Source organism: Kitasatospora sp. NPDC114501, assembly GCF_055633695.1.
On record NZ_JBVKDS010000011.1, the window covers coordinates 144,802 to 166,517 of the forward strand.

Consider the following 21,716-nt stretch of genomic DNA (forward strand, 5'->3'; position numbering starts at 1 on the left):
TGCGTCTCAGGTGCCATGCGTTACAGTTTCACACATCATGTCAAGTAGTAACGACGGGCCGTCGAGCACGGCCGATCAGCCCAGCGGCACCGCGCCGCGCAGCACCGACGACGCGATCCTGGACGCCGCCGCCGACCTGATCGTCCACCTCGGCGTGCGCCGCACCCAGCTCGCCGAGATCGCCCGCCGCGCCGGGGTCAGCCGCCCGACCGTCTACCGCCGCTGGCCCGACGTCCGGGCGGTGATCGGCGCGCTGCTCACCCGGGAGATCCTGGCCACCCTGGCGGCCACCGCACCGGCCGGGCGCGACCGGGAGGCCTTCGTCGAGCGGACCGTGGAGATCGCCGTCCGGCTGCGCGACCACCCGGTGATCGGCGCGCTGCTGCGCTCCGACGACTCCGACCTGCTGCTCGAGTACGTCGTCGAGCGGCTCGGCGCCAGCCAGCGAGGCCTGCTGGAGGCGCTGCGCACCGGCATCGAGCAGGGCCAGGCGCACGGCTCGATCCGGGCCGGCGAGCCGCTCGAACTGGCCGCCATGGTCCTGCTGATCGCCCAGTCCACCGTCCAGTCGCACCGCATGGTCGCCTCCCTGCTGCCCGAGGCGGCCTGGCGGCGCGAACTGGCCAGAGCACTGAACGGATACCTCGCGCCTTGACCCCCACCACAGGCCCGCACGCCGACCGGGACCCGGGCCCGCAGGCCGGACCGCACACGGGTCCGTACGCCGGACCGCACGCAGGCCCGTACGCCGGCACCGGCCGGCTCGACGCCGTCCGCCGGGAGCTGGAACTGGGAGCGCTCGGCGACGACGTCCGGATCGACCTCCTGGTCGTCGGCGGCGGCGTCACCGGCGCCGGAGTGGCCCTGGACGCGGCCTCGCGCGGCCTGCGCACGGTGCTGGTCGAGGCCCGCGACCTCGCCTTCGGAACCAGTCGCTGGAGCTCCAAGCTGGTGCACGGCGGCCTGCGCTACCTCGCCTCCGGGCAGCTCAAGGTGGCCCGGGAGAGCGCCGTCGAGCGCAACGTGCTGATGACCCGCACCGCCCCGCACCTGATCCGGGCGCTGCCCCAACTGGTGCCGCTGATCCCGGACCTGCTGCGCCCGGGCCAGGCCGCCCTGATCCGCACGGGCTTCCACGCCGGCGACGCGCTGCGCCTGACGGCCGGCACCCCGGGCGCCCTGCTGCCCCGGGTGCGCCGGATCGACGCCGACCGGACCCGCCGGCTGGTGCCGGGCGTACGGACCGACGGGCTGCGCGGCGCGCTGGTCGCCCACGACGGCCAACTCGTGGACGACGCCCGGCTGGTGGTCGCACTGGCCCGGACCGCCGCGCAGTACGGCGCGAGCGTGCTGACCAGGGTGCGCGCCGAGCAGGTCACCGGCACCTCGGCCCGGCTGGTGGACACCCTGACCGGGCGGGAACTCGCCGTCCGGGCCGGCGCGGTGGTCAACGCCACCGGCGTCTGGGCGGGCGAGGTGGACACCTCGATCAGGCTCCGGCCCAGCCGGGGCACCCACCTGCTGGTGGACGCGGCGGCCCTCGGCGACCCCACCGCCGCCCTCACCGTGCCGGTGCCCGGCTCCACCAGCCGGTTCGTCTTCGCCCTGCCGCAGCAGCTCGGCCGGGTGGCGATCGGCCTGACCGACGAGGACGCCCCGGGCCCGGTCCCGGACGAGCCGCAGCCCACGGAGGCCGAGCTCACCTTCCTCCTCGACACCGTCAACGGCGCCCTCGCCACCGCCCTGACCAGGGCGGACGTCCGTGGCGCCTACGCCGGGCTGCGTCCGCTGATCGACACCGGGGACGGCAGCACCGCCGACATCTCGCGCGAGCACGCGGTGCTGGAGAACCCGGACGGGGTGATCACCGTCGTCGGCGGCAAGCTCACCACCTACCGCCGGATGGCCCAGGACGCGGTGGACACCGCCGTCCGGCTGCGCGGCCTGCCCGCCCGCGCCTGCTGGACCGCCCGGCTGCCGCTGATCGGCGCCCCCGGCCACCGTGACAGCCGCCCGCTGCCGACCGGGCAGGGCCCCGCCGGCCCGGTGCCCGCCTCGCTGCTCGCCCGCCACGGCGGTGCGGCCCACGAGGTGCTGGCGGCCGGGGAGTTGACGCCGATCGCGGAGGGCCTGGACGTGACCCGCGCCGAGGTCGCCCACGCCGTCCGCCACGAGGGCGCGCTGGACGCCGCCGACGTGCTCGACCGCCGCACCAGGATCGGGTTGGTCGCGGAGGACGCCGAGCGGGCCCGGAAGGCGGTCGAGGAGATCGTGGCGGAGTGCCTCGGGGGCGGCCGGGAGGGCTGAGCGCTCCGCGGGAAGGGGTTCGCCGGCAGTCACGGGCAAACCACCCGAACGGCTGGCTTCAGCGCTCCGTGTGCTCCGGCATCGGGTGCTCGGCGCCGGACAGCTCCAGCACGCAGGAGAGCGGGTGCTCGGCCCGGCCGGTGCGGTCCAGCCGCACCGCGAGCGGCTTCGGCGGCTCCTCGGCGACCTGGGCGGCGAGGGTCAGCGGGTACACGCCGTGCCCGTGGACCCGGTGGAAGGCGCACTCCTTGCCGTCGACCAGCAGCTCGGTCTCGGTGATCCAGCCGGACCGCACGTTGACGGTCACCGAGTGCCCGCCCTGATCGAGGTGGAAGCTGTACCGCTGGCGCATCGGGACCTCCGGCGACCGGCCTGCGACGAGGGGAAATCCACTGCCAGTCCAGTGTCCCCGATCGTTAGGGTGCTCGGCATGCGGAGCACAGTGAGCGGCCTGCGGCCGTACGGGCCGGGCGACGAGGTGGCCGAGGACGAGTGCGTCCTCGGGCTCTACCGGGTGACCGTCAAGGCGCGGACGGGCCGGAAGGCCGGGCCGGCGCCGGAGTCCGGGCGGCTGGAGGCCCATGCCGACGGAGGTGCGCTGCGGGCCGTGCTGCGCCGTCTGGGGGCGCGGGCCCTGCCCACCCTCGCCCGCCACGAGCCGGACCTCGACTTCAGCAGCCGGATCAGGCAGCCGTAGATGGCCGGGCTGGTACGGGAGATCGAGCGGGTGGACCTGGCCCGGCTCCCGGCCGGCGAACGCGAGGTGCTGCGCCTGCTGCTCGGCTGGGGCCGTTGGGCGCTGGCCGAGAACGGCGCGCTGCGGATCGAGATCGACGCCGTGCAGTGAGCCGGTGAGCGGTCGAGCCGGTGCGTCGGTGAGCCGGTGAGCGGTCGAGTCGGTGGGCCCGTGAGTCGGTGAGCGGTCGAGTCGGCGAACGTGCCTGCTGCGCGGTGCCCGTACGGGTTCCCCTCCGCGATCCGGAGAAATTCCCGGGGCGGGCCCGACCGCAGGCGGATTCTCGTGATCTCTACAGTGTTGTAGATTCGTCCGCAGGGAGAGATCCGAGGAGGGCATTGTGGGAGTTTCGCTGGCCAAGGGCGGCAACGTCTCGCTGAGCAAGGAGGCGCCCGGTCTGAGCGCCGTGATCGTCGGTCTCGGCTGGGACGTGCGTACCACCACCGGGGCCGACTACGACCTGGACGCCAGTGCGCTGCTGTGCGACGCGCTGGGCAAGGTGGTCTCGGACCAGCACTTCGTCTTCTTCAACAACCTCCGCAGTCCCGACGGTTCGGTCGAGCACAGCGGTGACAACCTGACCGGCGGCGGGGACGGGGACGACGAGCAGATCAAGGTCGACCTGGACCGGGTGCCGGCCGACGTGGCCAAGGTGGTCTTCCCGGTGTCGATCTACGACGCCGACGCCCGGCTGCAGAGCTTCGGCCAGGTGCGCAACGCGTTCATCCGGATCGTCAACCAGGCCAACGGCGTGGAGATCGCGCGCTACGACCTGACCGAGGACGCCTCGACCGAGACCGCAATGGTCTTCGGCGAGCTGTACCGCAACGGCACCGAGTGGAAGTTCCGCGCCATCGGCCAGGGTTACGCCTCCGGTCTGCGCGGCATCGCGACCGACTACGGCGTCAACGTCTGACCGTCCGGCAGGCGGTGGTCAACGCCGGTACTCGCCAGGTGAATTGACGGGATTTCGGCGGTCGCGCGGCCCGCTCAGCCGGTCCGGCCGAGCGCGTGGCCGCCGAAGCCCCCGCTGCCGGTGAGCTGTTGCCGCCACCAGGCGGTCATGGCCGGCTCGTCCATCCCCGACCAGTCCGGCGCCGCGGTGACCTGGGCCCGCCCGAGGGTGCGGCCCAGGTCCACCAACTCCCGCCCGGCCGCAGTCCGTTCGCGGTCGTAGGCGGCCAGTAGGTCCGGCCAGGAGCCGGCGTGCCGTCCCGCCAGCTCGAAGGCGTGGGCGTCCTGCATCGCCTTCACCGCGCCGCTGGTGTTGTGCGGGCGCACCACGGTGGCCGCGTCCCCGCCGATCAGCAGCCGGCCGGCCGTACGGCGCGGGGCCGCCAGGTCGTAGATCGGCTGGAGGAAGGTCCGTTCACGCGGGGTGAGCGTGACCAGCCCGGCCCAGTACGGCGGCAGGTGCCGCTCGGCGAGCTGCCGCAGCTCGTCCAGCCGCGCGTCGGTGAGGCTGCCCGCCGGGATGCTGGTCGGGCCGTCCAGCCGCAGCCAGTCGGGGGTGGGGGCGTAGAAGACCCAGTTCACCTGGGTGCGGCCGGGCTCGACCCCGGGGATGCGGTAGATCACCGTCTGGCCGCCGGGGTAGCAGGCGGTGATGCAGTGCTCCTCCGGCCAGGGCGCCGCGCCGCCGGGCAGTTCGGCCAGCAGGGCGGCGTCGTAGCTGCCGCGCCAGCACACGTACCCGGCGTACGCGGGCTCGGCCTGCGGGCAGACGGCGGCGCGCACCACCGAGCGGTAGCCGTCGGCGCCGATCACCAGGTCGTACTCCTCGCGACCGCTCCCCGCTTCGACCCAGGCGCCGTCGGGGCCGTCGCCGCCGTCGGGCGCGCCGCTTCCGCCCGGCCCGCTACCGCCGCCCGGCCCGCTGCCGCCGCCCGGCCCGTTGCCGACGGCCGTCACCGTGGTGCCCAGCCGGAACTCGACCTGCTCGGGCATCCGTTCGCGCAGCGCCTGCCAGAGCACGCCCCAGTGGTGGGAGTGGAACGGGAAGGGCTGGGCCCAGAGCAGCCGCCCGCAGCCGTCCGGTCCGTCGCCCTCACCGGCCGCACCCCGGGTGACCCAGCGGCGGACGGTGAGGCGGTGGCGCCGGGTGCCCGCGTCGAGGTGCCCGGCCCGGACCAGTTCGTCGAAGCGGTCGTTATGGGTGCACAGCCCCACGCCGCGGTCCTCCAGGTGGCCGGGGCTGCGTTCCAGCACCACCACCCGTTCCGCGCCGAGCCGGGCGGCGGCGCCGGCGAAGGCGCTCCCGGCGATGCTGCCCCCGACCACGGCCACCGAGCCACCCCGCACGGTCGCTCCTCTCCCGAGCCCACGTCCTGCGCGCTGTCCCCCCGCGCGGTCCGGAACACGACGATACGCCGCCGTCCCCTCCCCGGCGCCGGGTTCGAGCCATCCGGTGGTCCCTCCCGGCATCCCGGCCCCGCCTTATGCAACTAGTTGCATACTCCGCCGCCGGTCCCCTACCCTGCGGTAACAACCGCCCCCAGCCCGCGCCCCAGGAGACGTCGATGAGCGCCCACCCCGGCAGCAGCCGCTACCCGCACCTGCTCAGCCCGCTCGACCTCGGCTTCACCACCCTGCCCAACCGCGTGATCATGGGCTCCATGCACGTCGGCCTGGAGGAGGCCCCCGGCGGCTACGAGCGGATGGCCGCCTTCTACGCCGAGCGGGCCCGCGGCGGCGTCGGCCTGATCGTCACCGGCGGCATCGCCCCCAACGAGGCCGGGCGCCCCTGGGAGGGCGGCGCGATGCTCACCACCGAGGAGGAGGCCGACAAGCACCGCGTGGTCACCGACGCGGTGCACGCCGCCGGCGGCCGGATCGCCCTGCAGATCCTGCACTTCGGCCGCTACGCCTACCACCGTGACCTGGTCGCCCCAAGCGCGATCCAGGCTCCGATCAGCCCCTTCACGCCCAACGCGCTCACCGCCGAGCAGGTCGAGCAGACCGTCGAGGACTTCGCCCGCTGCGCCGAACTCGCCCGCCGTGCCGGGTACGACGGCGTCGAGATCATGGGCTCCGAGGGCTACCTGATCAACGAGTTCATCGTCGCCGCGACCAACCACCGCGAGGACGAGTGGGGCGGCACGTACGAGCGGCGGATGCGCTTCCCGGTGGAGATCGTCCGCCGGGTCCGCGAGCGGGTCGGCGAGGACTTCATCATCGTCTACCGCCTCTCCATGCTCGACCTGGTGCCCGGCGGCTCCACCCTGGACGAGGTCGTCCAGCTCGCCCAGGCCGTCGAGGCCGCCGGGGCGACCATCATCAACAGCGGCATCGGCTGGCACGAGGCCCGCATCCCCACCATCGCCACCTCGGTGCCGCGCGGCGCCTTCGCCTGGGTGACGAAGAAGGTGATGGGCACGGTCGGCATCCCGTTGGTCACCACCAACCGCATCAACACCCCCGAGATCGCCGAGAGCCTGCTCGCCGACGGCAGCGCCGACCTGGTCTCGATGGCCCGCCCGCTGCTCGCCGACGCCGACTTCGTCGCCAAGGCCCGGGACGGCCGCGCCGAGGCCATCAACACCTGCATCGGCTGCAACCAGGCCTGCCTCGACCACACCTTCAACCTCCAGATCACCTCCTGCCTGGTCAACCCGCGCGCCTGCCACGAGACCGAACTCGTCCTCGGCCCCACCCGGTCGCGCAAGCGGATCGGCGTCGTCGGGGCGGGCCCGGCCGGCCTCGCCTTCGCCGTCTCCGCCGCCGAACGCGGCCACGACGTCACCCTCTACGACGCCGCCGAGACGATCGGCGGGCAGCTGAACATCGCCCGGCGCATCCCCGGCAAGGAGGAGTTCGACGAGACGCTGCGCTACTTCCGCACCCGGCTCGCCGAGTTGTCCGTCACCCAGCGGCTCGGCGCGACCGTCACCGCCGAGCAGCTCGCCGAGCAGGGCCACGACGAGATCGTCCTCGCCACCGGCGTCACCCCGCGAACCCCCGCCGACATCCCGGGAATCGACCACCCCAGCGTGCTCGGCTACCTCGACGTGCTGCGCGACGGCGCGCCGGTCGGCGAGCGGGTCGCCATCCTCGGCGCCGGCGGCATCGGTTTCGACGTGGCCGAGTTCCTCACCGACCAGGGTGATGCGGCGAGCCTCAACCCGCCCGTGTTCCAGGCCAAGTGGGGCATCGACCCGGAGTACCGCGAGCGCGGCGGCCTGCGTGCCCCGGAGCGGCCGAAGCCCCCGCGCAGCGTCCACCTGCTCCAGCGCAAGACCGGCAAGGTCGGTGCCGGCCTCGGCAAGACCACCGGCTGGATCCACCGCACCGAGCTCAAGCACCGCGGCGTGGTGATGGTCCCCGGCGTCACCTACGACCTGATCGACGACGCAGGCCTGCACCTCACCGTGGACGGCGAGCGCCAACTGCTGCCCGTGGACACCGTCGTGCTCTGCACCGGCCAGGAACCGCGCCGCGACCTGTACGAGGCGCTGCGCGGGCGCGGCCTGTCGGTCCACCTGATCGGCGGCGCCGACGTGGCCGCCGAACTGGACGCCAAGCGCGCCATCAAGCAGGGCACCGAACTGGCCGCGTCCCTCTGACCTGGCCGTCTCGCCCTGACCCGCCCGTGGGCCCCGTACGATCGACGGCATGTCGCTGCCGCACGCCATCCTCACCGCCCTGTTGGAGAAGCCGTCCTCGGGGCTGGAGCTGACCAGGCGGTTCGACAGGTCGATCGGCTTCTTCTGGCCTGCCACCCACCAGCAGATCTACCGCGAACTCGGCCGACTGGAGGCCTCCGGACAGATCCGGGCCCTCCAGCCGGACGGGCCGGTGCGCGGGCAGAAGAAGGAGTACGAGGTCCTGCCGGAGGGTCGCGCCGAACTGGCCCGCTGGACCGCCGAGGGCGCCGACCCGCGCGCCGTCCGGGAGCCGCTGCTGCTGCGGCTGCGGGCGGCCGCGGTGGTCGGCACGGACGGGCTGGCGGCCGAGCTGGAACGCCATCTGGCCCTGCACCGTGAGCAGTTGGCCGACTACCGGGAGATCGAGCGGCGCGACTTCCCGGCCGAGCGGGCAGACACCGGGAACCGGCTCCAGCACGCGGTGCTGCGGGCCGGCATCGGTCTGGAGACCTTCTGGGTGCAGTGGCTCACCGAGACCCTCGCCACCCTGGATCCCCTCGGCGCCCCGCCGCCCGGCGGCCCATCGAACGGGTCCTGACCTGCGGACATCCCCGCCCGCGCGCCCCACCCGGGCCCCGGTGGGACACTGGTTGCCTGTCCCTGCCCGAACTCTCGACCGGGGGCCCGCATGTCCCGTCCCAGGCCCATCCACGCCCTCGCCGCCGCGGCCGCCGCCGTGGCGGTCGCCCTGGGCCCGGCGGCCCTGCCGGTGTCGGCCGCACCCGTCCAGGACACCCAGGCACTGCCCACCGCCGACCAGCTGAAGTCGGCCCTGCTGACCGCCGCCGACCTCGGCCCCGGCTACACCGAGCTCCCGGTGACGCAGACTCCCGGCCCCGGCGAGAACCCGACCCCGGTGACCGGCTGCGACGCGCTCAGCGCACTGATCAACATGCGCGCCACCCAGACCGGCAAGGACCTCCCGTACGCCGCCGTCGAACTCGACGGCCCGGACGGCAACCCGATGGTCACCCAGACCCTCGCAGCCGAGGCACCCGACCGGCTCACCGCCGACTTCAACACCGTCGCCGACGCCCTGCGGACCTGCCACAACATCACCTTCAACGCCGGCACCGAGGACAGCGTGACCTTCACCGTCACCCCGGTCACCCTCGGCGACCGCAAGGACGCCCCCGCCGTCCACCTCGACGGCAGCCTGGCCGGCGTCCAACTCAACGCCTACGTCGGCATCGAGCGCTTCGGCACGGTCGCCATGGCCTTCGGCTTCTTCGAACGCCAGGGCACCTCCGAACAGGCCGCCTCCATGCAGTACCGCACGGCCGTCGCCAAGGTCGAACGCACCCTCGGCACCCACGCCGGCAGCACCACCGCCCCCACCCCCGCCACCCCCGCGGGCCAACCCGTCTGACCCCGCGCCGCCCACCCGCCCCAGGACGCCGGCCATTCCCGGTGCGGAGGTTCGACAGCCGGGCGACGGTGGATGGAAGGGCGTGACCGACTTCCCGAGGAAACTCCGCGTCCTTCTCGCAGGTTGCGGTTCGCGGCCTGCGCCTGCACTGCGGCGCCCGGTGGACTCGATGCGGTGTCGGGCGCGGTCATCGCGTCCGGTTCCGCGGGGCCGACTCTTTCCGGGGACTTCAGGCAGCAGGTCCTGCGGCTGGCGAGGAGAACGGCAACACGCCCCTGCGGGTGGCGAGTTCGCCGTCGCGTCGCATATCGTGGTGCTTCTCGGAACTTGACAGCACAAAGAGACCAATCGGTCGCGGTTGGCGGTATGTTCCATGTCGTCCACACGATTGCCAGTACCGCGGGACCTCCAGGGTGAGTACCGGGTGGCAGTCCGGCGCGGGGGCGCATCGGCCGAGGATCGTGTCACGCTCGACATGGAGAAGGTCGGCAACCCCGCGCCGTGCTGACCGGTCGGCGCGGGTATGGTGCGGTTCATCAATCTCTCGGGTAGTGGTGAGCCGTGGAACGGGGACAGCCGAATTGACCGGATCGTCGGGGTATTCGAGGTTGCTCGTACCGGTGGTGCTGTTGGGCGTCCTGTCGCTGGCGACTCCCTGTACTGCAGGGAAGGAGCCGACCCCTGCCGTCATCGGGTCCTGGAAGACGAGCGTCTCGTCTATTCAGTTCCTGGATGGCGGTCGACTCGGCGAGGTCCTGCTGCCGCCTTCCGCGTGTCGGGGGAAGAAGTCGCCTACGGCTGTGAAGTTCACCGGCACGTGGGAGTACGGGAAGCAGGAAGACGCCGGGACCGGCGCAGTTGCCGAACTGACCTCTGTGGAGGGAGGTCTGACCTGCGAGAGGTACTTCCAGTACGGCAAAGGTGAGAAGGGAGAGTGGCTCGTGATGACCGGTGTGGACGAGGGGGAGGAGCCTTTCGTCCGGCAGTAGTTCCGGTTACCGTGACATCCCGTTGAGCCCGTTTCGGGAGCGCCCCGTCCGGTCGTCGGATGGGGCGCTCCCGGTGGGCCGGCTCAGGGCCGGGCGGCCGTGCCGAAGGGGTTGTCGATCACGTAGCGCCAGTGGCCGGACGGGTCGCGGCGGGCGACGTCGGTGGCGGTGCCGGTGAGGTGGACGGGGGTGCCGTCGGGGGTGGTGCCGGTGATCTGCCAGTCGACGATGAGCAGGGCGATGTCCCCGGCCACGTAGGTGTGCCGGGGATGGACGGTGATGGGCAGGCCGAGGGCGAGGAACTCGGCGTTGGCGCGGTGGAGTTCGGGGCCGGTGGCGGTGGTGCCGGGGGTGGGGACGAAGGCGGCGCCGGGTTCGTAGGCCTGGGCGAGCAGGGCCGGGTCGCCGGAGTTGAAGGCGGCGGCGAAGACGGCCGGGTGTTGTGCCGGGTCGGTGGTGAGGGGGAGGGTGGCGGGGTGAGTCATGCGAGCAGTGAAGACCGGCCCGGCGTGGGTCACCAAACGGGAAGCGACGGGCCGGGAGGCCGGTTCTGGGACGAGGAACTGGTGCCGGACGGGCGCGGCCGTACGGTGCGGCCGGAGGCGCACTGCCCGGTGGAGGTGGCGCTCGCGGCGGTGGCCGGCCGGTGGACGACGCTGGTGCTGCGGGAGTTGATGCACGGCCCCGCCTCGTACGGGGAGTTGCGCGAGCGGCTGCCGGAGATCAGCTCGAAGGTGCTGGCGGAGCGCCTGCAGGCCCTGGGGGAGCGGGAGTTGGTGGCGCGGGAGCGGCTACGGGGCTTTCCGGTGCGGACCTCGTACCGGCTGACGTCGGCCGGGGAGGCGCTGCGGCCGCTGCTGGTGGAGCTGTACCGGACGGGCGTGGCCCTCGCCGGGGGGTGACGGGCGGCCGCACCCCCGTGGCGGCCGCCCGGCGGGGCTCAGGGGTGGTAGACGACCTCGGGGAAGGCCTTCGACGGGCCGTCGAGCAGGTTGCCGCAGTGGCGGCCGCGCAGGTGGAGGCCGAAGAAGGCGCGCGGGTAGGTCTGTTGGACGAGGACGCCGCGGGCGGGGTCGAGGGTGCCGACCTTGGACCGGATCTGCTGTTCGGTCATGCCGAGCAGCCGGCCGGCCTGGGGGATCAGCGTCATGTTGTCGCCGTAGGAGCTGTGCATGGCGCCGGTGGCCTGGACGTCGAGGCGCCAGCCGCGCAGGTGGGACCAGAAGGTCTCGGCGTACGGGTTGGTGGCGCGGGCGAACTCGGCGGTCATCAGCATGAACGGCCGGTCGATGTCGGTGCTGATGGCGGGGTTGGAGGCCATCGGCCCGTCGAGGGAGAGCCCGGCGCGGATGCGCCGGTCGGCGATCATGGCGAGGGCGGTGGCGGTGCCGCCCTTGGACCAGCCGAAGGCGCCGATGTTCCGCGCGTCCAGGCCGCCGAGCAGTCCGGTCGGCAGGGGGCGGCCGTCGACGTCGGGGTTGCGGCCGTTGGCGAGGTCGACGACGCGGTCGAGCAGGAAGAGCAGGTCGGCGGCGTAGTCCCGCGGGTACAGCCCGGGGTCGACGCCGTCCCGGGTGACGACGGTGCCGTCGGGGAACTCGGTGACCCCGTCGTGGGTGTGGTCGACGGTGACGACGGCGAAGCCGTGGCTGGCCAACTCCTGGACGGTGATGGTGTGGTCGGCGCGGTGGCTGCCCGCGCCGTGGGAGTAGAGCACCACGGGCAGCGGTCGGCCGCCCCGGTGGACGGGTGCGCCCTGGTGGCCCGAGGTGAGCGGGGCCAGCGCGAGGGGGAGCGGGAAGCCGACGTCGTCGAGGAAGGCCTTCAGGGCGCCGTCGGTCATCCAGGGGGCGAGCGGGTACGCGCCGGCGTCGGCGGTGCGGGCCGGGTACCAGACGGTGGCCATCAGCTCGCGGAACCGGCCGGGCCTGGCGTTCGGGTCCAGCCGGGACTCGTCGCGCAGGTGCAGCGGCACCATGCCCACCGGGTAGGGGCCGGTGGGCGCGGGCAGGGTGAGTCGGGAGGGGGACGCGGCGCCGGCGGAGGGCGGGGAGGCAGCCGAGGCGGCGGAGGCGGTACGGGCGAGGCCCAGCGGCACGACGGCCCCCAGCGCGAGGGCGGCGCCCAGCATGCGGCGGCGGGTCGGTCCGTTGGGGGATGCGACAGGCGTGGTGTCCATGCGCGGAACGCTGTCACGCGCGGCGGGTGGGCGGCATCGGCCCGCCGGTTGATCCTCCGTCGCCGGGCATCGGCCCACGGATTTACATCCCCGGGCTGATGCGGAGCGGCCCCGGGCGGCCGGAGGCCTGAGCCACCCCGCGTCCGGTACTACGATGCGCAGCGGAACTTTCCGGATGATTCACGGGGGATCTGATGACGGGTCAGTGGCGGGAGCTCGGTACGCCGGGCGGGATCGAGGCGTACGTGCACCGGCCGGAGGGCGAGGTGCGCGGCGCGGTGGTGGTCTGCTCGGAGCTGTACGGGGTCAACGACTACCTCCGGGGTGTCTGCGCCGAGTTGGCGGGCCTCGGCTACGTGGCGGTGGCGCCGGACTTCTACTGGCGCAACGCCCGGCGCACGGAACTCGGCTACGCCGCCGAGGAGCGTGAGGCGGGCCTGGTGCTGATGCGCGCCCTGGACCGTGACGAGCTGGTCGCCGACGCCGCCGAGGCGCTCGCCGCCGCCCGCGGCCTGGCCGACGGGCGCGGGGTGGCGTTCGTCGGGACGAGCATGGGCGGGCACATCGCCGTACGGGCGGCCACCGAGCTGCGCTTCGAACTGGCCGCGGTGTTCTACCCGGGCTGGCTGCTGAACTCCGGGTTCCCGCTGGTCGGCCCGGTCCCCCCGCTGGAGACGGCCGAGCGGATCGCCGCGAACGGCGTGTACCTGCTGGGCTTCTGCGGCGAGTCGGACCACATCCTCCCGCTGGAGGAGTGGCAGGAGGCCGAGCGGCGGCTGATCGCGGCCGGGGTCGAGCACGAACTGGTCACCTATCCGGGCGCCCGGCACGGCTTCGCGGCAGACCGTCCGGCGGACCACGACGCCGCGGCCACGGCCGACGCCTGGCGGCGGGTCCACCGGGCGCTCGCCGAGCGGCTGTAGCCGGGCGACGACGACCCGACGACGACCGACGACGACCCGGCGACGACCGACGTCGGCCGGGCGACGACCCGGCGACAGCCGGAGCGCCGCGCTCCGCTCCTGGGAACCGGGCGGGGCTCCCGCAGCGTGTGCGCCTCGGAAACGCGATCACGCAGCACGGATCGCAGGTCGGACGAGGGGGGGACGAGCACGGATGGCGTCATCGGCGGAGAACGGCAGATCGTACGGCTGCCTGTGGTACCTGGCAGGGCCGGTGCTCGCTGCGGCGGGCACCGCGCTGGCGACGGCCCTGGCCTCCCGGAGGTGGGACGCCTGCCCGTTCGGGATGGACGCGCCGACCCGGGCGTCGCTGGTGCTGGGCATGCCGATCGCCTGGGTCGGCATGACCGTGCTGCTGGTCCTCCTCCAGGCCGTGCTGGCGGTGGTGCTGCCGGAGGGCGTCGAGCCGGAGGTCAAGTGGGTGGTGCTGGTCGTGGCGGCCGTGGTGCTGTTCCTCCTGCTCGGCGTCGCGCTGGGCTCCCCGGACACGGAACCGGGCGGCCCCTGCTACCACGAGTAGCGGCCCCGTTCGGGCCCCGTCGAGGCCGTCGGCGGGCTGAAGATCGAAATGCGCGGACGGCCACGCCCCGCCACGGTGGGACCGTGGCTGCGATCGTCGTCCTCTTCGAAATGGCCCCGGACCAGGCCCTCGGCCCCGAGGGTGTCGGCCCCGGCGTGGTCGGGGTGCACGCCGCCGGCCAGGACCCGGACGTCCCGGAGGACCCGCAGCCGCGCACCCTCTGCGGGCTGGACACCGCTCCGATGGAGCACGCCCACTACCGCCCCGCCCGGCCGGGCGAACCGTGGTACCCGCCCGAGCTGGAGCAGGAACGCTGCCGGCTGTGCGAGGCGGCGCTGCGCCGGCTCTGAGCGCCCCGCGGCGACCCGCGGTCCCGCCGCCGTGTCCGTACCGCCCGGCGGTCGCCGTCCGTGATCGTGCGGGCCGCCGCCCCGGAGGTGACGACCGGTGGTGCGGCGCCAGCAGGCGGGTAGGCAGACAGCAGACAGCGATGCAGGCGGGCGGGCGGGGCTCAGCGGGGCCGGTGGGCGACGGCGGCGAACATCGTCACCGACAGGTGGAACGCCCCGGCCCCGGCGGCCGCGTCGAGATCGGCGTACAGCCCGTCGCACTGCTCCTCGGTGATCAGACCCCGCTCGACGGCCGCCGCGCCGAGCCCACGGACGAGCGGCCCGCCGGTGGCGTGCGAGTCGTGCAGCAGGACGTCGGCGCCGAGCCGGTCGACGGTCAGCCCCGCCTCGACCAGCCAGCCCGCGAGGCTGCGCCCGGCGTCGGGTCGGGCGGCGGTGTCCCGGACGACGGTGGCCAGCGCGGACTGGACGTCCGGCTCGGCCGGATGGATCAGGAAGGTGGACCAGTCGGTGTCCAGCAGCGCGACCCGACCGCCCGGGCGCAGCACCCGGGCCATTTCGGCGACGGCCCGCGCCGGATCGGTGAGGTGCTGGAGGACGCGCTCGCACCAGACCGCGTCCAACTCGCCGGCCGGCAGCGGCAGTGCGAGCGCGTCGCCGTCCACGAACCGGGCCGGGCTGCCGGCCTCGGCGGCACGCCGCTCGGCGACGGCCCGCAGCCCGGGGTTGGGCTCGACGCCGATCGCACTACCGATCGCACTACCGATCGCGCCGTACGTCGTGCTGCCCGTTCCGTTGCCCGTTCCGCCGTCCGTCGCGCCGCCCTCCGGGGTGACCGCCGCCGCGAGCACCTGGGTCTCCGACCCAGTTCCCGCGCCGACGTCCAGCGCGCGCTCGCCGGGGCGTACGGCGAGTTCGGCGTGCGCCCAGGTGCGCAGCCGCCGTACGCCGGGGTTGGCGGCCTGGGCGTCCAGCGCGGCGATCAGCCGGTCGGTGACCGCCGGGTCGACGTTGGCGCGGTGGAAGGCCGAGGTGGGGCGCGGGTCGGTCATGGCGTCACCCTAGACGGAGCTGACGGCCCGCCAGGTCGCGCCCCACCGGGCCCTCGGGATCAGGACAGCTTGTTCACGGCGGCCCGGACGGTCTCCTTGAACGCGGGCACGTCGGGCTGGGTCCAGTTGCTCTCCCACTCGACCAGGGCGACGGTGTTGCCGTCCCGGCCCACGCCGTAGAGGACGTCGACGTGGCCGCTCCACGTGGTGACGTACTTCAGGTGGATGCCGCCGACGGTCGCGCCCTCCTCGACGTCGACCGTGCCGTGGTCCTGGCCGGTCACCACGTCGCCCGGGTACTGGGCCTGCTGCCGGCCCGCGCAGCCGGCGTAGTACTGCCGGGCGGAGTCGGCGAGGGCGATCGCCTCGGCCTCGGTCGGCAGCACGTAGACCCGCTCGTAGGCGGAGGCGGTCTCGGAGGTGAGGAAGTCCGCGCTCCAGATGTTCTCCTCGGGGACGCTCGGGCGGTTCCAGTCGGCGAGACAGCGGGTGTCGAAGCTCCCGCCGGGCTGGTCCGACGCGCCGCCCTGCCAGGTGAGGTCGTCCGGCGGCAGGTCCGCGACGGTGAGCATGCCGGGGCGGGCGGTCTGCGCCTGCGCCGGGGTCGCGGCCTGGGCGGTCGCCGCGGCGACCAGCAGGGCGGCGGCCACCGCGCGCACTCCGGTCGGGGTCCTGAACCTGGTCCTCATCCGTCCACCTCTGGGTGTCGTCAGCTGTGCCCAGGATCGGCGATGGCGGCGACTCGTGCGGGGCGGACGCGAACGGAGGCCGGAACACCGCTCCTGGGACGGCGGATCCGGCCGAAACCGCGCGGTGGACCGGGACGCGCAGTGGGACGGAGGGCGAAGGAGTGGGAAGTCGGCCCGGCCGACTTCCCACTCCCCGGGATCGGTCACAGGGACGGCGCCGGCCGCACGCCGACCGAGCCGCCGGTCACGCGGTACCGTCGCGGATCAGCGTGGCAGCAGGCCGGTGAGGGCCGGGTCCGTCGGGAGCCGGGCCGACCCGGTGGCGCGCGGCGCGGGGATCGGGAAGACTCGCGCGCATGGTTTCGGTGGTGCAGAACGTGGCGATCGACTGTGCGGATGCCTATGGGCTGGCCCGGTTCTGGAGTGGTGTGACCGGGCGGCCGCTGGCTCCCGAGTGCGGGCCGGGAGACCGGGAGACACAGGTGCTGCTGGCGGAGGGCCCGATCCTGTACTTCAACCAGGTGCCCGAGGCCAAGACGGTCAAGAACCGGATCCACCTGTGCCTGCGGCCCGAGACCTCGCGCGACCAGGAGGTGGAGCGGCTGCTGGCTCTCGGCGCCGCCTTCGTCGCCGACCACCGGAATCCCGACGGTTCGGGCTGGGCGATCCTCGCCGACCCCGAGGGCAACGAGTTCTGCGTGCTGCGAAGCGACTCCGACCGGGCCGCCGTCGACTCTTGACGCTCGTACGCCTCCCGCGCCTCACGGGCTCCTCGCCCCCGGTTCACCCGGACCGGTAGAGCAGGACCGCCCCGGCGACCGTCGCCGACGCCGTGACGACCAGGGCCGCGACCGCGCAGCCGAGGTTCTTCCCCTCGGAGCGGTGCTCGGCGGCGAGGTCCGGGGTGAAGACGGCCGGGTCGGCGGGGGAGTAGTGGACGGTGACGTCCTGGCCGTACGAGACCGCGGAGTCGGGCAGGGCCGAGGGGTAGTAGGCGGTGACGGCCGTTCCCTCGTGGGTGGTGAAGGCGACGACGGGCGACCGGCTGGTGCGGAGGTCGCCCTCCTCGTCGGTGTAGACGGTCTTGAGGACGGCGACGACGCGGCCCGGCACGGGCGCCGCGGCGGTCAGCGTGTCGAACCGGCTTGTCGTGCGCTCCTTGTCCGCGGGAAGCTGGAACGCCGTGAAGACGGCGCACGGCCCGCCGACCCCGACCAGGATCCACGGCCAGCCCCAGTCGATCGCGGCGACGGCCACCAGCCCGCAGTAGATCAGGAACACCGCGAAGTTGGGCCAGCCGAGCCCTCGTCGACCGTACTGGAGGTCGTCGGTGAACCGGAAGGCGTGCGGCCGCCCGGGAGGGTAGCGGATCCCCACCTCCCGGCCGACCCAGGCGACGGTGATCCGGTCGCCGCAGTCGCCGTCGTTGGTGACGGTGAACTCCTCGCCGGTGGCCGGGTCCTGGAAGCGCACGACCACCGCTATGCCGTCCCTGTCGGAGCTCCCGTGCCGGGGTTCCCGCACCCGTTCGATCCGGCCCGTCACCCGGACCGTCCGCTGCGCCCGGGTCACCCCGGCCAGCGACCGGCCGTACCCGACCAGCGCCAGGAGGCCGAACACCCCGCACCACAGTGCCAGAATTCCGTGCCAGTTCACGCGTGCCCGCTCCTGTCCGTCGTCAGTGGGCCGTGGTGCGCCGCAGCACCCGGCCCTGTCCGTCCGCCTCCAGGGAGGCGGTGCCCTCGGGGCCGGTCACGCCGATCCTGATGGTGACGGAACCGGCGATGCTGTCGGCGGTGAGCCGCCAGGTCTGCGGGGCGTGGACGCCGAGGGTGGTCCTGGCCTCCTCGACCAGGGCGGGGAAGCGTTCGTAGGGCAGTGACAGCGGATCGAAGTCCGGGGCCTTCGCGCCGGTCGGGGAGAACACGACCGAGAGCAGGTTCTCCTGCACGACCACGGTGATCGCCTGACCTGAATCCCGGTCCTTGATGAGCGAGTTGACGGACCGGCGCAGCTCACCGTCGTCGAGGAACGACTGTCCGGCGCCGAGGACGACGGTGCCGGATCCCGCCGACACCACCGTGGTCGACCACGTCGAGGAGACCGTCGGCGTCGTGGAGGCGTCCACGCTCGCGGACGGGGGCGGTGCGGCGGCGGCCGTCCGCTCGAACAGGTCCGCGCGGAACAGCAGGACCACGGCCGCCGCGCCCAGCAGCAGGCCGAGGAGCCCGAGGAATCCGACGCCCCGGACCTCGGGGGGTTCGCTCACCCTGGTCGAGTCGGGCGCGGAGTCGAGCCGTGCCCCGGCCGCCCGTTCCTCCCACTCCGGGGTCGGCCGCTTCACGACCCGCACCCGCCACGGCCGGTCCGGCGGGTACCGGACCACCAGGACGCCGCCCGGCCGGTAGTCGGGGAGGTCGACGTGGTTGACGTCCTGGGTGAACCCGACCCGGAACGCGGCCCCGTCGTCCGGCACGACGGTGAGGTCGAACCGCACCGGCACGTCGGTCTCCTTGCCCGCGGTGGCGTGCCGGCTCTCGATCACCGCGAGGGCCGTCCGCGGAACGACGGCCGCCTCGCGGGCCCGCCGCGGCCAGCCGGCGAGCAACAGCAGCAGGCCGTAGCCGACCGGAAGGCCCAGGCCCGCGATCAACAGCGGCACCTTCTCGACGACGGTGCCGACGACCAGCGCGGCGAGCGATCCGCCGGTCACGCCCCCGGTCAGGAAGCCGCGGGCGAGGGCGACCGGGGTGTTGCGTCGATGCGGCGCGCCGGTGGTGGTCGTCATACCGGCGATTGTGCCGGTCGGGGCCGACGGCCGACAGATCTCGGACCGACAAGCTTGCGTCGTGGCCGCCGTGCGGCCGCCGGTCGTAGACGACGGTGAAGTCCCGGTCGAGCGCGGCGTATCGGGCCAGCTGGTCGCGGAGGGAACCGGCCGCCCACGGGACTTCACGCTCCAGGCCGGCCCAGTGGACGAAGTGCAGCTCCCCGGCATCGCGACCGGGCCGGTGATCGAGTCCCAGAACGCGGACCAGTTCATTCCGTAGAACGCCGGGAAACGGAGTCCGCGCTTCAGGACACCGTGCAGGTCGCTCTCACCGCGTACCGACCCGACGTCGGTCACGAGCCGGTGGGGCGGGTCCGGCGTCGGGTCCTCTCGGTGGTGTCCCAGAAGGACGGGAGCCACCAGCAGAGGACCGACCGGTCCTCGGGCCAGGGGCGGCGGTCCTCGTCCTCCCAGTCCTCGAAGGCGTCCGTGGCCAGGTCGATCGGGCGCCAGTCGGGGTCGAGCGGCTCGTCGGGTGCCGCCGGCCGGACGAACCGTCGGCCGTGCCGGTCACAGGCGCCGTACTCCCGGACGTTCCGCTGGGCCTCGGTCAGCGAGACCCTGTTGGCGCCGCCCGCCATGAGGGGCCACCTGAGCTGGACGCAGTCGTCCTCCCAGAAGCAGACCGGGCAGATGTCGTACGAACCGGGCCACCCGTCCCGGACGTCGAAGACGAGATGGCCGCAGCAGGGGCAGGGCCGACGAGTGTCCACCCCGGCAGTCTGGCCTGTCGCCCCGGCCGGTGGCGACCGGGTTTCGCGCGGCGGGCGGGTGTGCCCGCCGGGGCTTTCGTGACAAGTCGTCATGTCGGGCGGATCACCTGTTCTAGGATCCTGGGGCCGGTGACGATCCCTTCCCCCGTGCGCTCTGGAAGCGCGGCGGGGGCGGGCACCGATCGCCGTAGTTCGGACGGCGATTCGCTCCTTCCGAGAAGTACGTCCGTACTTCCGAGCAGCACGTCGCCGACAGATCTCGTGCCCGGTGTCCGGGACAGCGGAGCCGGGTTCCCACCCTTACGACGGGGAGGCTTGACCATGAGTCGAACGGGTACGCGTCCAAGAGTCCTGATAGTCGGGGCGGGCCTGGCCGGCACCGCCACGGCCATCCGGCTGCTCTGCTTCGCGCGCAGGCCGCTCGAGATCGTCCTGCTGGAACGGCGCTCCGACTACCGGTCGGCCGGCGTCGCCTACCACCGGGACGGCAACCCCTGGGACCACGTGTTCAACATCCAGGCGGGGCGGATGTCGGTGTTCCGCGAGGACGTCCTCGACTTCGTCCGCTGGGCCAACCACGAGGCGGACCGCAGCGGTTGGCCGGCGCCCTGGACCGACCTCCGGTTCGTCGAGCAGGGGCCGGCTCCCCGACGGATCTTCCAGGACTACCTGATCGACCGGTTGGCCGCGGCGAGGCGGGAAGCCTGCCCGGGTGTGGTGCTCGTCGAGGCGGACGGCGAGGCGGTGGACGTCGAAGTCAGCTCCGCCGGAGTCGATGTGACGGTCAAGCAGCCCGGCGGCGACGGGGCCGAAGCCGGTCGGGACCGGGCCCGGACGGTGCTCTCCGCCGACCACGTCGTCCTCGCGACCGGCCTCGAGCTCAGGGAGCCGGTCTTCGCCTCCGAGGTCCGCACCCACCCGTCCTTCGTGCGCAACCCCTACTCCGCCGCCGGGATACGCAGGCTCGTGGAACTTCCCGCCCAGGCGACGGTCGCGATCGTCGGCTCGGTGCTGAGCGCCTACGACTCGGCGGGCCTCCTGCTGCGCCAGGGCCACACCGGGCGGATCCACCTGATCTCCAGGACCGGCACCCTGTTCCGGACGTACCCGGGCGGCCACGAGCACGGGGTGGTACGCCTTCCCTGTCCGAAGACGCTGCTGGAGCCGTACCGGAACCGCGAGGAGTTCCTCGCCCGGGTGCGGGCCGAGTGGGACACGGCGTGCGCGACGGTCGTCCGGGAGCACCCCGACGTCGCCCCGGTGGTGGTCGCCGAGCGGGTGGTCAAGGCGTGGGAGCCGCACCTGCCCGAGGCCGTCGAACGCATACCGTCGGCGGAACTGCGGAGCCTGCTGGACGAGTTCGGCACCGCGCTGGCCGCGCTGCGGGTCGGGGTGCTGGAGTACACGATGGCGGTCATCGAGCGGGCGATGCACCCGGCGGACGGGCCGGTGGAACTGGTCGTCGGCAAGGTGGAGGCGGTCGGTCCCGCGGAGTCGGGCCGGCTGGTCGTGTCGGTCGCGTCCCCGGAGCGCAGGCGCACCATCGAGGCCGATCTGGTGGTGTCCAACTTCGGCCGGGAGTCGGACTACAGCAGGGTCGACCAGCCGCTCTGGCGCAACGTCCTCCGGCGCGGGCTCGCGACACCCCACGAGCGCACCGGGCGTGGCCTGGAGGTCGACGCGCGGGGGGTGCTGCTGGGTGCCGACGGGGAGCCCGGCCCGATCTCCGCGGTCGGTGTGCTGAGGGAAGGCGACGAGATGGTGCGCAACGGCCGGACAGGTGCGTTCACCTTCAATCTCGCCGCCATCAAGAACCATTCGATCGCGGTCGCCGCCCACGTGATCGAGCGACTGGAACTCGAACCGGAACTCGGGCCGGAACTTGAATCGGAACTCGAACCGGAACTCGGGCCGGAACTCGAAACGGAACTGGACCACGACATTTCGCCTCGAAGCGTGGCCCGGAATGCCGCCGTACGCGTGGCCGGAAGCGTGGCCGGAATCCTGCCCCGACGCCTGGCCGGAACCGGGGCCCGGCACCACGGAGGTGACGGCAATCTGGAGGAAGCGGCGCCCGACGGATTCGAGGACGCTGTGATTCTGGAGGCGAGGAGATTGGCCTCGCGCGGTCGAATCGAGCGGGAACTGCTCGATTCCCGACTGGACGCCTGTATTCGGGCCATGGGTGGACGTCCGACCCGTCCGACGGACGCCGCCCGGCACGACGGCCTGATGAGGGTGGCCGTCAACCGGGCCGCGGTCGAACGACTCACCGATGTCTCCGTGACACCACGGCAACTGCGGCGACGACTGGGGATCGCGGCCGCCGACGAACAGGAGGACTAGTTGAACGGGCGACGGATTCAGGGATCCCTGC

Annotated in this window: 25 protein-coding genes and 1 pseudogene; 16 read left to right on the forward strand and 10 right to left on the reverse strand. The window is 73.5% G+C overall.

The window, feature by feature from the left end:
- The first annotated feature begins 37 nt into the window (after window positions 1-37).
- Entirely contained in the window at window positions 38-655 is a 618-nt protein-coding gene (locus tag ACZ7RU_RS21600; protein ID WP_470342550.1) for a TetR/AcrR family transcriptional regulator, read from the forward strand.
- Window positions 656-783: 128 nt separating this feature from the next.
- Window positions 784-2,307, forward strand: a complete 1,524-nt coding sequence (locus ACZ7RU_RS21605) for a glycerol-3-phosphate dehydrogenase/oxidase (RefSeq protein ID WP_470342711.1) — start codon at window positions 784-786, stop codon at window positions 2,305-2,307.
- A 58-nt stretch (window positions 2,308-2,365) separates the two neighbouring features.
- Here ACZ7RU_RS21605 and ACZ7RU_RS21610 read toward each other — a convergent pair whose 3' ends face one another.
- Window positions 2,366-2,659, reverse strand: coding sequence for a hypothetical protein (locus ACZ7RU_RS21610; protein WP_470342551.1), 294 nt, complete (start codon window positions 2,657-2,659; stop codon window positions 2,366-2,368).
- 78 nt (window positions 2,660-2,737) lie between these two features.
- Between ACZ7RU_RS21610 and ACZ7RU_RS21615 the strand changes: the two genes are divergently transcribed.
- From ACZ7RU_RS21615 to ACZ7RU_RS21625, 3 genes are all read left to right on the forward strand, one after another.
- On the forward strand, window positions 2,738-3,004 hold the full coding sequence (locus ACZ7RU_RS21615; protein WP_470342552.1) for a hypothetical protein: 267 nt from the start codon (window positions 2,738-2,740) through the stop codon (window positions 3,002-3,004).
- Window positions 3,005-3,154, forward strand: a complete 150-nt coding sequence (locus tag ACZ7RU_RS21620) for a hypothetical protein (protein ID WP_470342553.1) — start codon at window positions 3,005-3,007, stop codon at window positions 3,152-3,154.
- A gap of 229 nt (window positions 3,155-3,383) precedes the next feature.
- Entirely contained in the window at window positions 3,384-3,959 is a 576-nt protein-coding gene (locus ACZ7RU_RS21625; protein ID WP_470342554.1) for a TerD family protein, read from the forward strand.
- A 74-nt stretch (window positions 3,960-4,033) separates the two neighbouring features.
- Here the strand turns inward: ACZ7RU_RS21625 and ACZ7RU_RS21630 are convergent, their stop codons facing one another.
- Window positions 4,034-5,344 carry an FAD binding domain-containing protein gene (locus ACZ7RU_RS21630; RefSeq protein WP_470342555.1) on the reverse strand — a complete coding sequence of 437 codons (1,311 nt, stop codon included), beginning with the start codon at window positions 5,342-5,344 and terminating at the stop codon, window positions 4,034-4,036.
- A gap of 218 nt (window positions 5,345-5,562) precedes the next feature.
- Here ACZ7RU_RS21630 and ACZ7RU_RS21635 point away from each other — a divergent pair, with 218 nt between their 5' ends.
- The 4 genes from ACZ7RU_RS21635 to ACZ7RU_RS21650 all read left to right on the forward strand — a co-directional run bounded on the left by ACZ7RU_RS21635 (window position 5,563) and on the right by ACZ7RU_RS21650 (window position 10,044).
- Window positions 5,563-7,605 carry an oxidoreductase gene (locus tag ACZ7RU_RS21635; RefSeq protein WP_470342556.1) on the forward strand — a complete coding sequence of 681 codons (2,043 nt, stop codon included), beginning with the start codon at window positions 5,563-5,565 and terminating at the stop codon, window positions 7,603-7,605.
- Between the two features lie 49 nt (window positions 7,606-7,654).
- Window positions 7,655-8,224: a PadR family transcriptional regulator gene (locus tag ACZ7RU_RS21640; RefSeq protein WP_470342557.1), complete on the forward strand. Its 570-nt coding sequence runs from the start codon at window positions 7,655-7,657 to the stop codon at window positions 8,222-8,224.
- Between the two features lie 90 nt (window positions 8,225-8,314).
- Entirely contained in the window at window positions 8,315-9,055 is a 741-nt protein-coding gene (locus tag ACZ7RU_RS21645) for a hypothetical protein (protein WP_470342558.1), read from the forward strand.
- A 581-nt stretch (window positions 9,056-9,636) separates the two neighbouring features.
- Window positions 9,637-10,044: a hypothetical protein gene (locus ACZ7RU_RS21650; protein WP_470342559.1), complete on the forward strand. Its 408-nt coding sequence runs from the start codon at window positions 9,637-9,639 to the stop codon at window positions 10,042-10,044.
- Between the two features lie 83 nt (window positions 10,045-10,127).
- Here the strand turns inward: ACZ7RU_RS21650 and ACZ7RU_RS21655 are convergent, their stop codons facing one another.
- Entirely contained in the window at window positions 10,128-10,529 is a 402-nt protein-coding gene (locus tag ACZ7RU_RS21655; protein ID WP_470342560.1) for a YybH family protein, read from the reverse strand.
- Between the two features lie 24 nt (window positions 10,530-10,553).
- Here ACZ7RU_RS21655 and ACZ7RU_RS21660 point away from each other — a divergent pair, with 24 nt between their 5' ends.
- Window positions 10,554-10,946 (forward strand): winged helix-turn-helix transcriptional regulator, encoded by a 393-nt coding sequence (locus ACZ7RU_RS21660; RefSeq protein ID WP_470342561.1) that lies wholly within the window; start codon window positions 10,554-10,556, stop codon window positions 10,944-10,946.
- A 38-nt stretch (window positions 10,947-10,984) separates the two neighbouring features.
- Here ACZ7RU_RS21660 and ACZ7RU_RS21665 read toward each other — a convergent pair whose 3' ends face one another.
- A complete protein-coding gene (locus ACZ7RU_RS21665) occupies window positions 10,985-12,223 on the reverse strand; it encodes an alpha/beta hydrolase family protein (RefSeq protein WP_470342562.1) in 1,239 nt (412 codons plus the stop codon).
- 194 nt (window positions 12,224-12,417) lie between these two features.
- Between ACZ7RU_RS21665 and ACZ7RU_RS21670 the strand changes: the two genes are divergently transcribed.
- From ACZ7RU_RS21670 to ACZ7RU_RS21680, 3 genes are all read left to right on the forward strand, one after another.
- On the forward strand, window positions 12,418-13,146 hold the full coding sequence (locus ACZ7RU_RS21670) for a dienelactone hydrolase family protein (protein ID WP_470342563.1): 729 nt from the start codon (window positions 12,418-12,420) through the stop codon (window positions 13,144-13,146).
- A gap of 193 nt (window positions 13,147-13,339) precedes the next feature.
- Window positions 13,340-13,705, forward strand: coding sequence for a hypothetical protein (locus ACZ7RU_RS21675; RefSeq protein WP_470342564.1), 366 nt, complete (start codon window positions 13,340-13,342; stop codon window positions 13,703-13,705).
- 83 nt (window positions 13,706-13,788) lie between these two features.
- Window positions 13,789-14,055 carry a hypothetical protein gene (locus ACZ7RU_RS21680; RefSeq protein WP_470342565.1) on the forward strand — a complete coding sequence of 89 codons (267 nt, stop codon included), beginning with the start codon at window positions 13,789-13,791 and terminating at the stop codon, window positions 14,053-14,055.
- A gap of 161 nt (window positions 14,056-14,216) precedes the next feature.
- Here ACZ7RU_RS21680 and ACZ7RU_RS21685 read toward each other — a convergent pair whose 3' ends face one another.
- Window positions 14,217-15,107 carry a methyltransferase domain-containing protein gene (locus ACZ7RU_RS21685; protein WP_470342566.1) on the reverse strand — a complete coding sequence of 297 codons (891 nt, stop codon included), beginning with the start codon at window positions 15,105-15,107 and terminating at the stop codon, window positions 14,217-14,219.
- A 59-nt stretch (window positions 15,108-15,166) separates the two neighbouring features.
- Window positions 15,167-15,796, reverse strand: a complete 630-nt coding sequence (locus tag ACZ7RU_RS21690; RefSeq protein WP_470342567.1) for a hypothetical protein — start codon at window positions 15,794-15,796, stop codon at window positions 15,167-15,169.
- Window positions 15,797-16,152: 356 nt separating this feature from the next.
- On the opposite strand from ACZ7RU_RS21690, the gene ACZ7RU_RS21695 reads away from it, so the two are divergent.
- A complete protein-coding gene (locus ACZ7RU_RS21695) occupies window positions 16,153-16,536 on the forward strand; it encodes a VOC family protein (protein ID WP_470342568.1) in 384 nt (127 codons plus the stop codon).
- Between the two features lie 43 nt (window positions 16,537-16,579).
- On the opposite strand, the gene ACZ7RU_RS21700 is transcribed toward ACZ7RU_RS21695, so the two are convergent.
- Together ACZ7RU_RS21700 and ACZ7RU_RS21705 are read right to left on the reverse strand one after the other, a co-directional pair.
- Complete coding sequence (locus ACZ7RU_RS21700) at window positions 16,580-17,452, reverse strand: DUF3592 domain-containing protein (RefSeq protein ID WP_470342569.1); 873 nt, start codon at window positions 17,450-17,452, stop codon at window positions 16,580-16,582.
- Between the two features lie 22 nt (window positions 17,453-17,474).
- The gene (locus ACZ7RU_RS21705) at window positions 17,475-18,584 is read right to left on the reverse strand and encodes a hypothetical protein (RefSeq protein WP_470342712.1); all 1,110 of its coding nucleotides are present in this window, start codon (window positions 18,582-18,584) and stop codon (window positions 17,475-17,477) included.
- A gap of 61 nt (window positions 18,585-18,645) precedes the next feature.
- Here ACZ7RU_RS21705 and ACZ7RU_RS21710 point away from each other — a divergent pair, with 61 nt between their 5' ends.
- Complete coding sequence (locus ACZ7RU_RS21710) at window positions 18,646-18,846, forward strand: hypothetical protein (RefSeq protein WP_470342717.1); 201 nt, start codon at window positions 18,646-18,648, stop codon at window positions 18,844-18,846.
- Window positions 18,847-18,857: 11 nt separating this feature from the next.
- Here ACZ7RU_RS21710 and ACZ7RU_RS21715 read toward each other — a convergent pair.
- A pseudogene (locus ACZ7RU_RS21715) lies at window positions 18,858-18,923 on the reverse strand (hypothetical protein); the annotation flags it as partial.
- Window positions 18,920-19,339 (reverse strand): CPCC family cysteine-rich protein, encoded by a 420-nt coding sequence (locus tag ACZ7RU_RS21720; RefSeq protein WP_470342570.1) that lies wholly within the window; start codon window positions 19,337-19,339, stop codon window positions 18,920-18,922. The pseudogene ACZ7RU_RS21715 and the gene ACZ7RU_RS21720, both read right to left, overlap by 4 nt.
- A 321-nt stretch (window positions 19,340-19,660) precedes the next feature.
- On the opposite strand from ACZ7RU_RS21720, the gene ACZ7RU_RS21725 reads away from it, so the two are divergent.
- A complete protein-coding gene (locus ACZ7RU_RS21725) occupies window positions 19,661-21,685 on the forward strand; it encodes an FAD/NAD(P)-binding protein (RefSeq protein ID WP_470342571.1) in 2,025 nt (674 codons plus the stop codon).
- The last annotated feature ends 31 nt before the right edge of the window (window positions 21,686-21,716 follow it).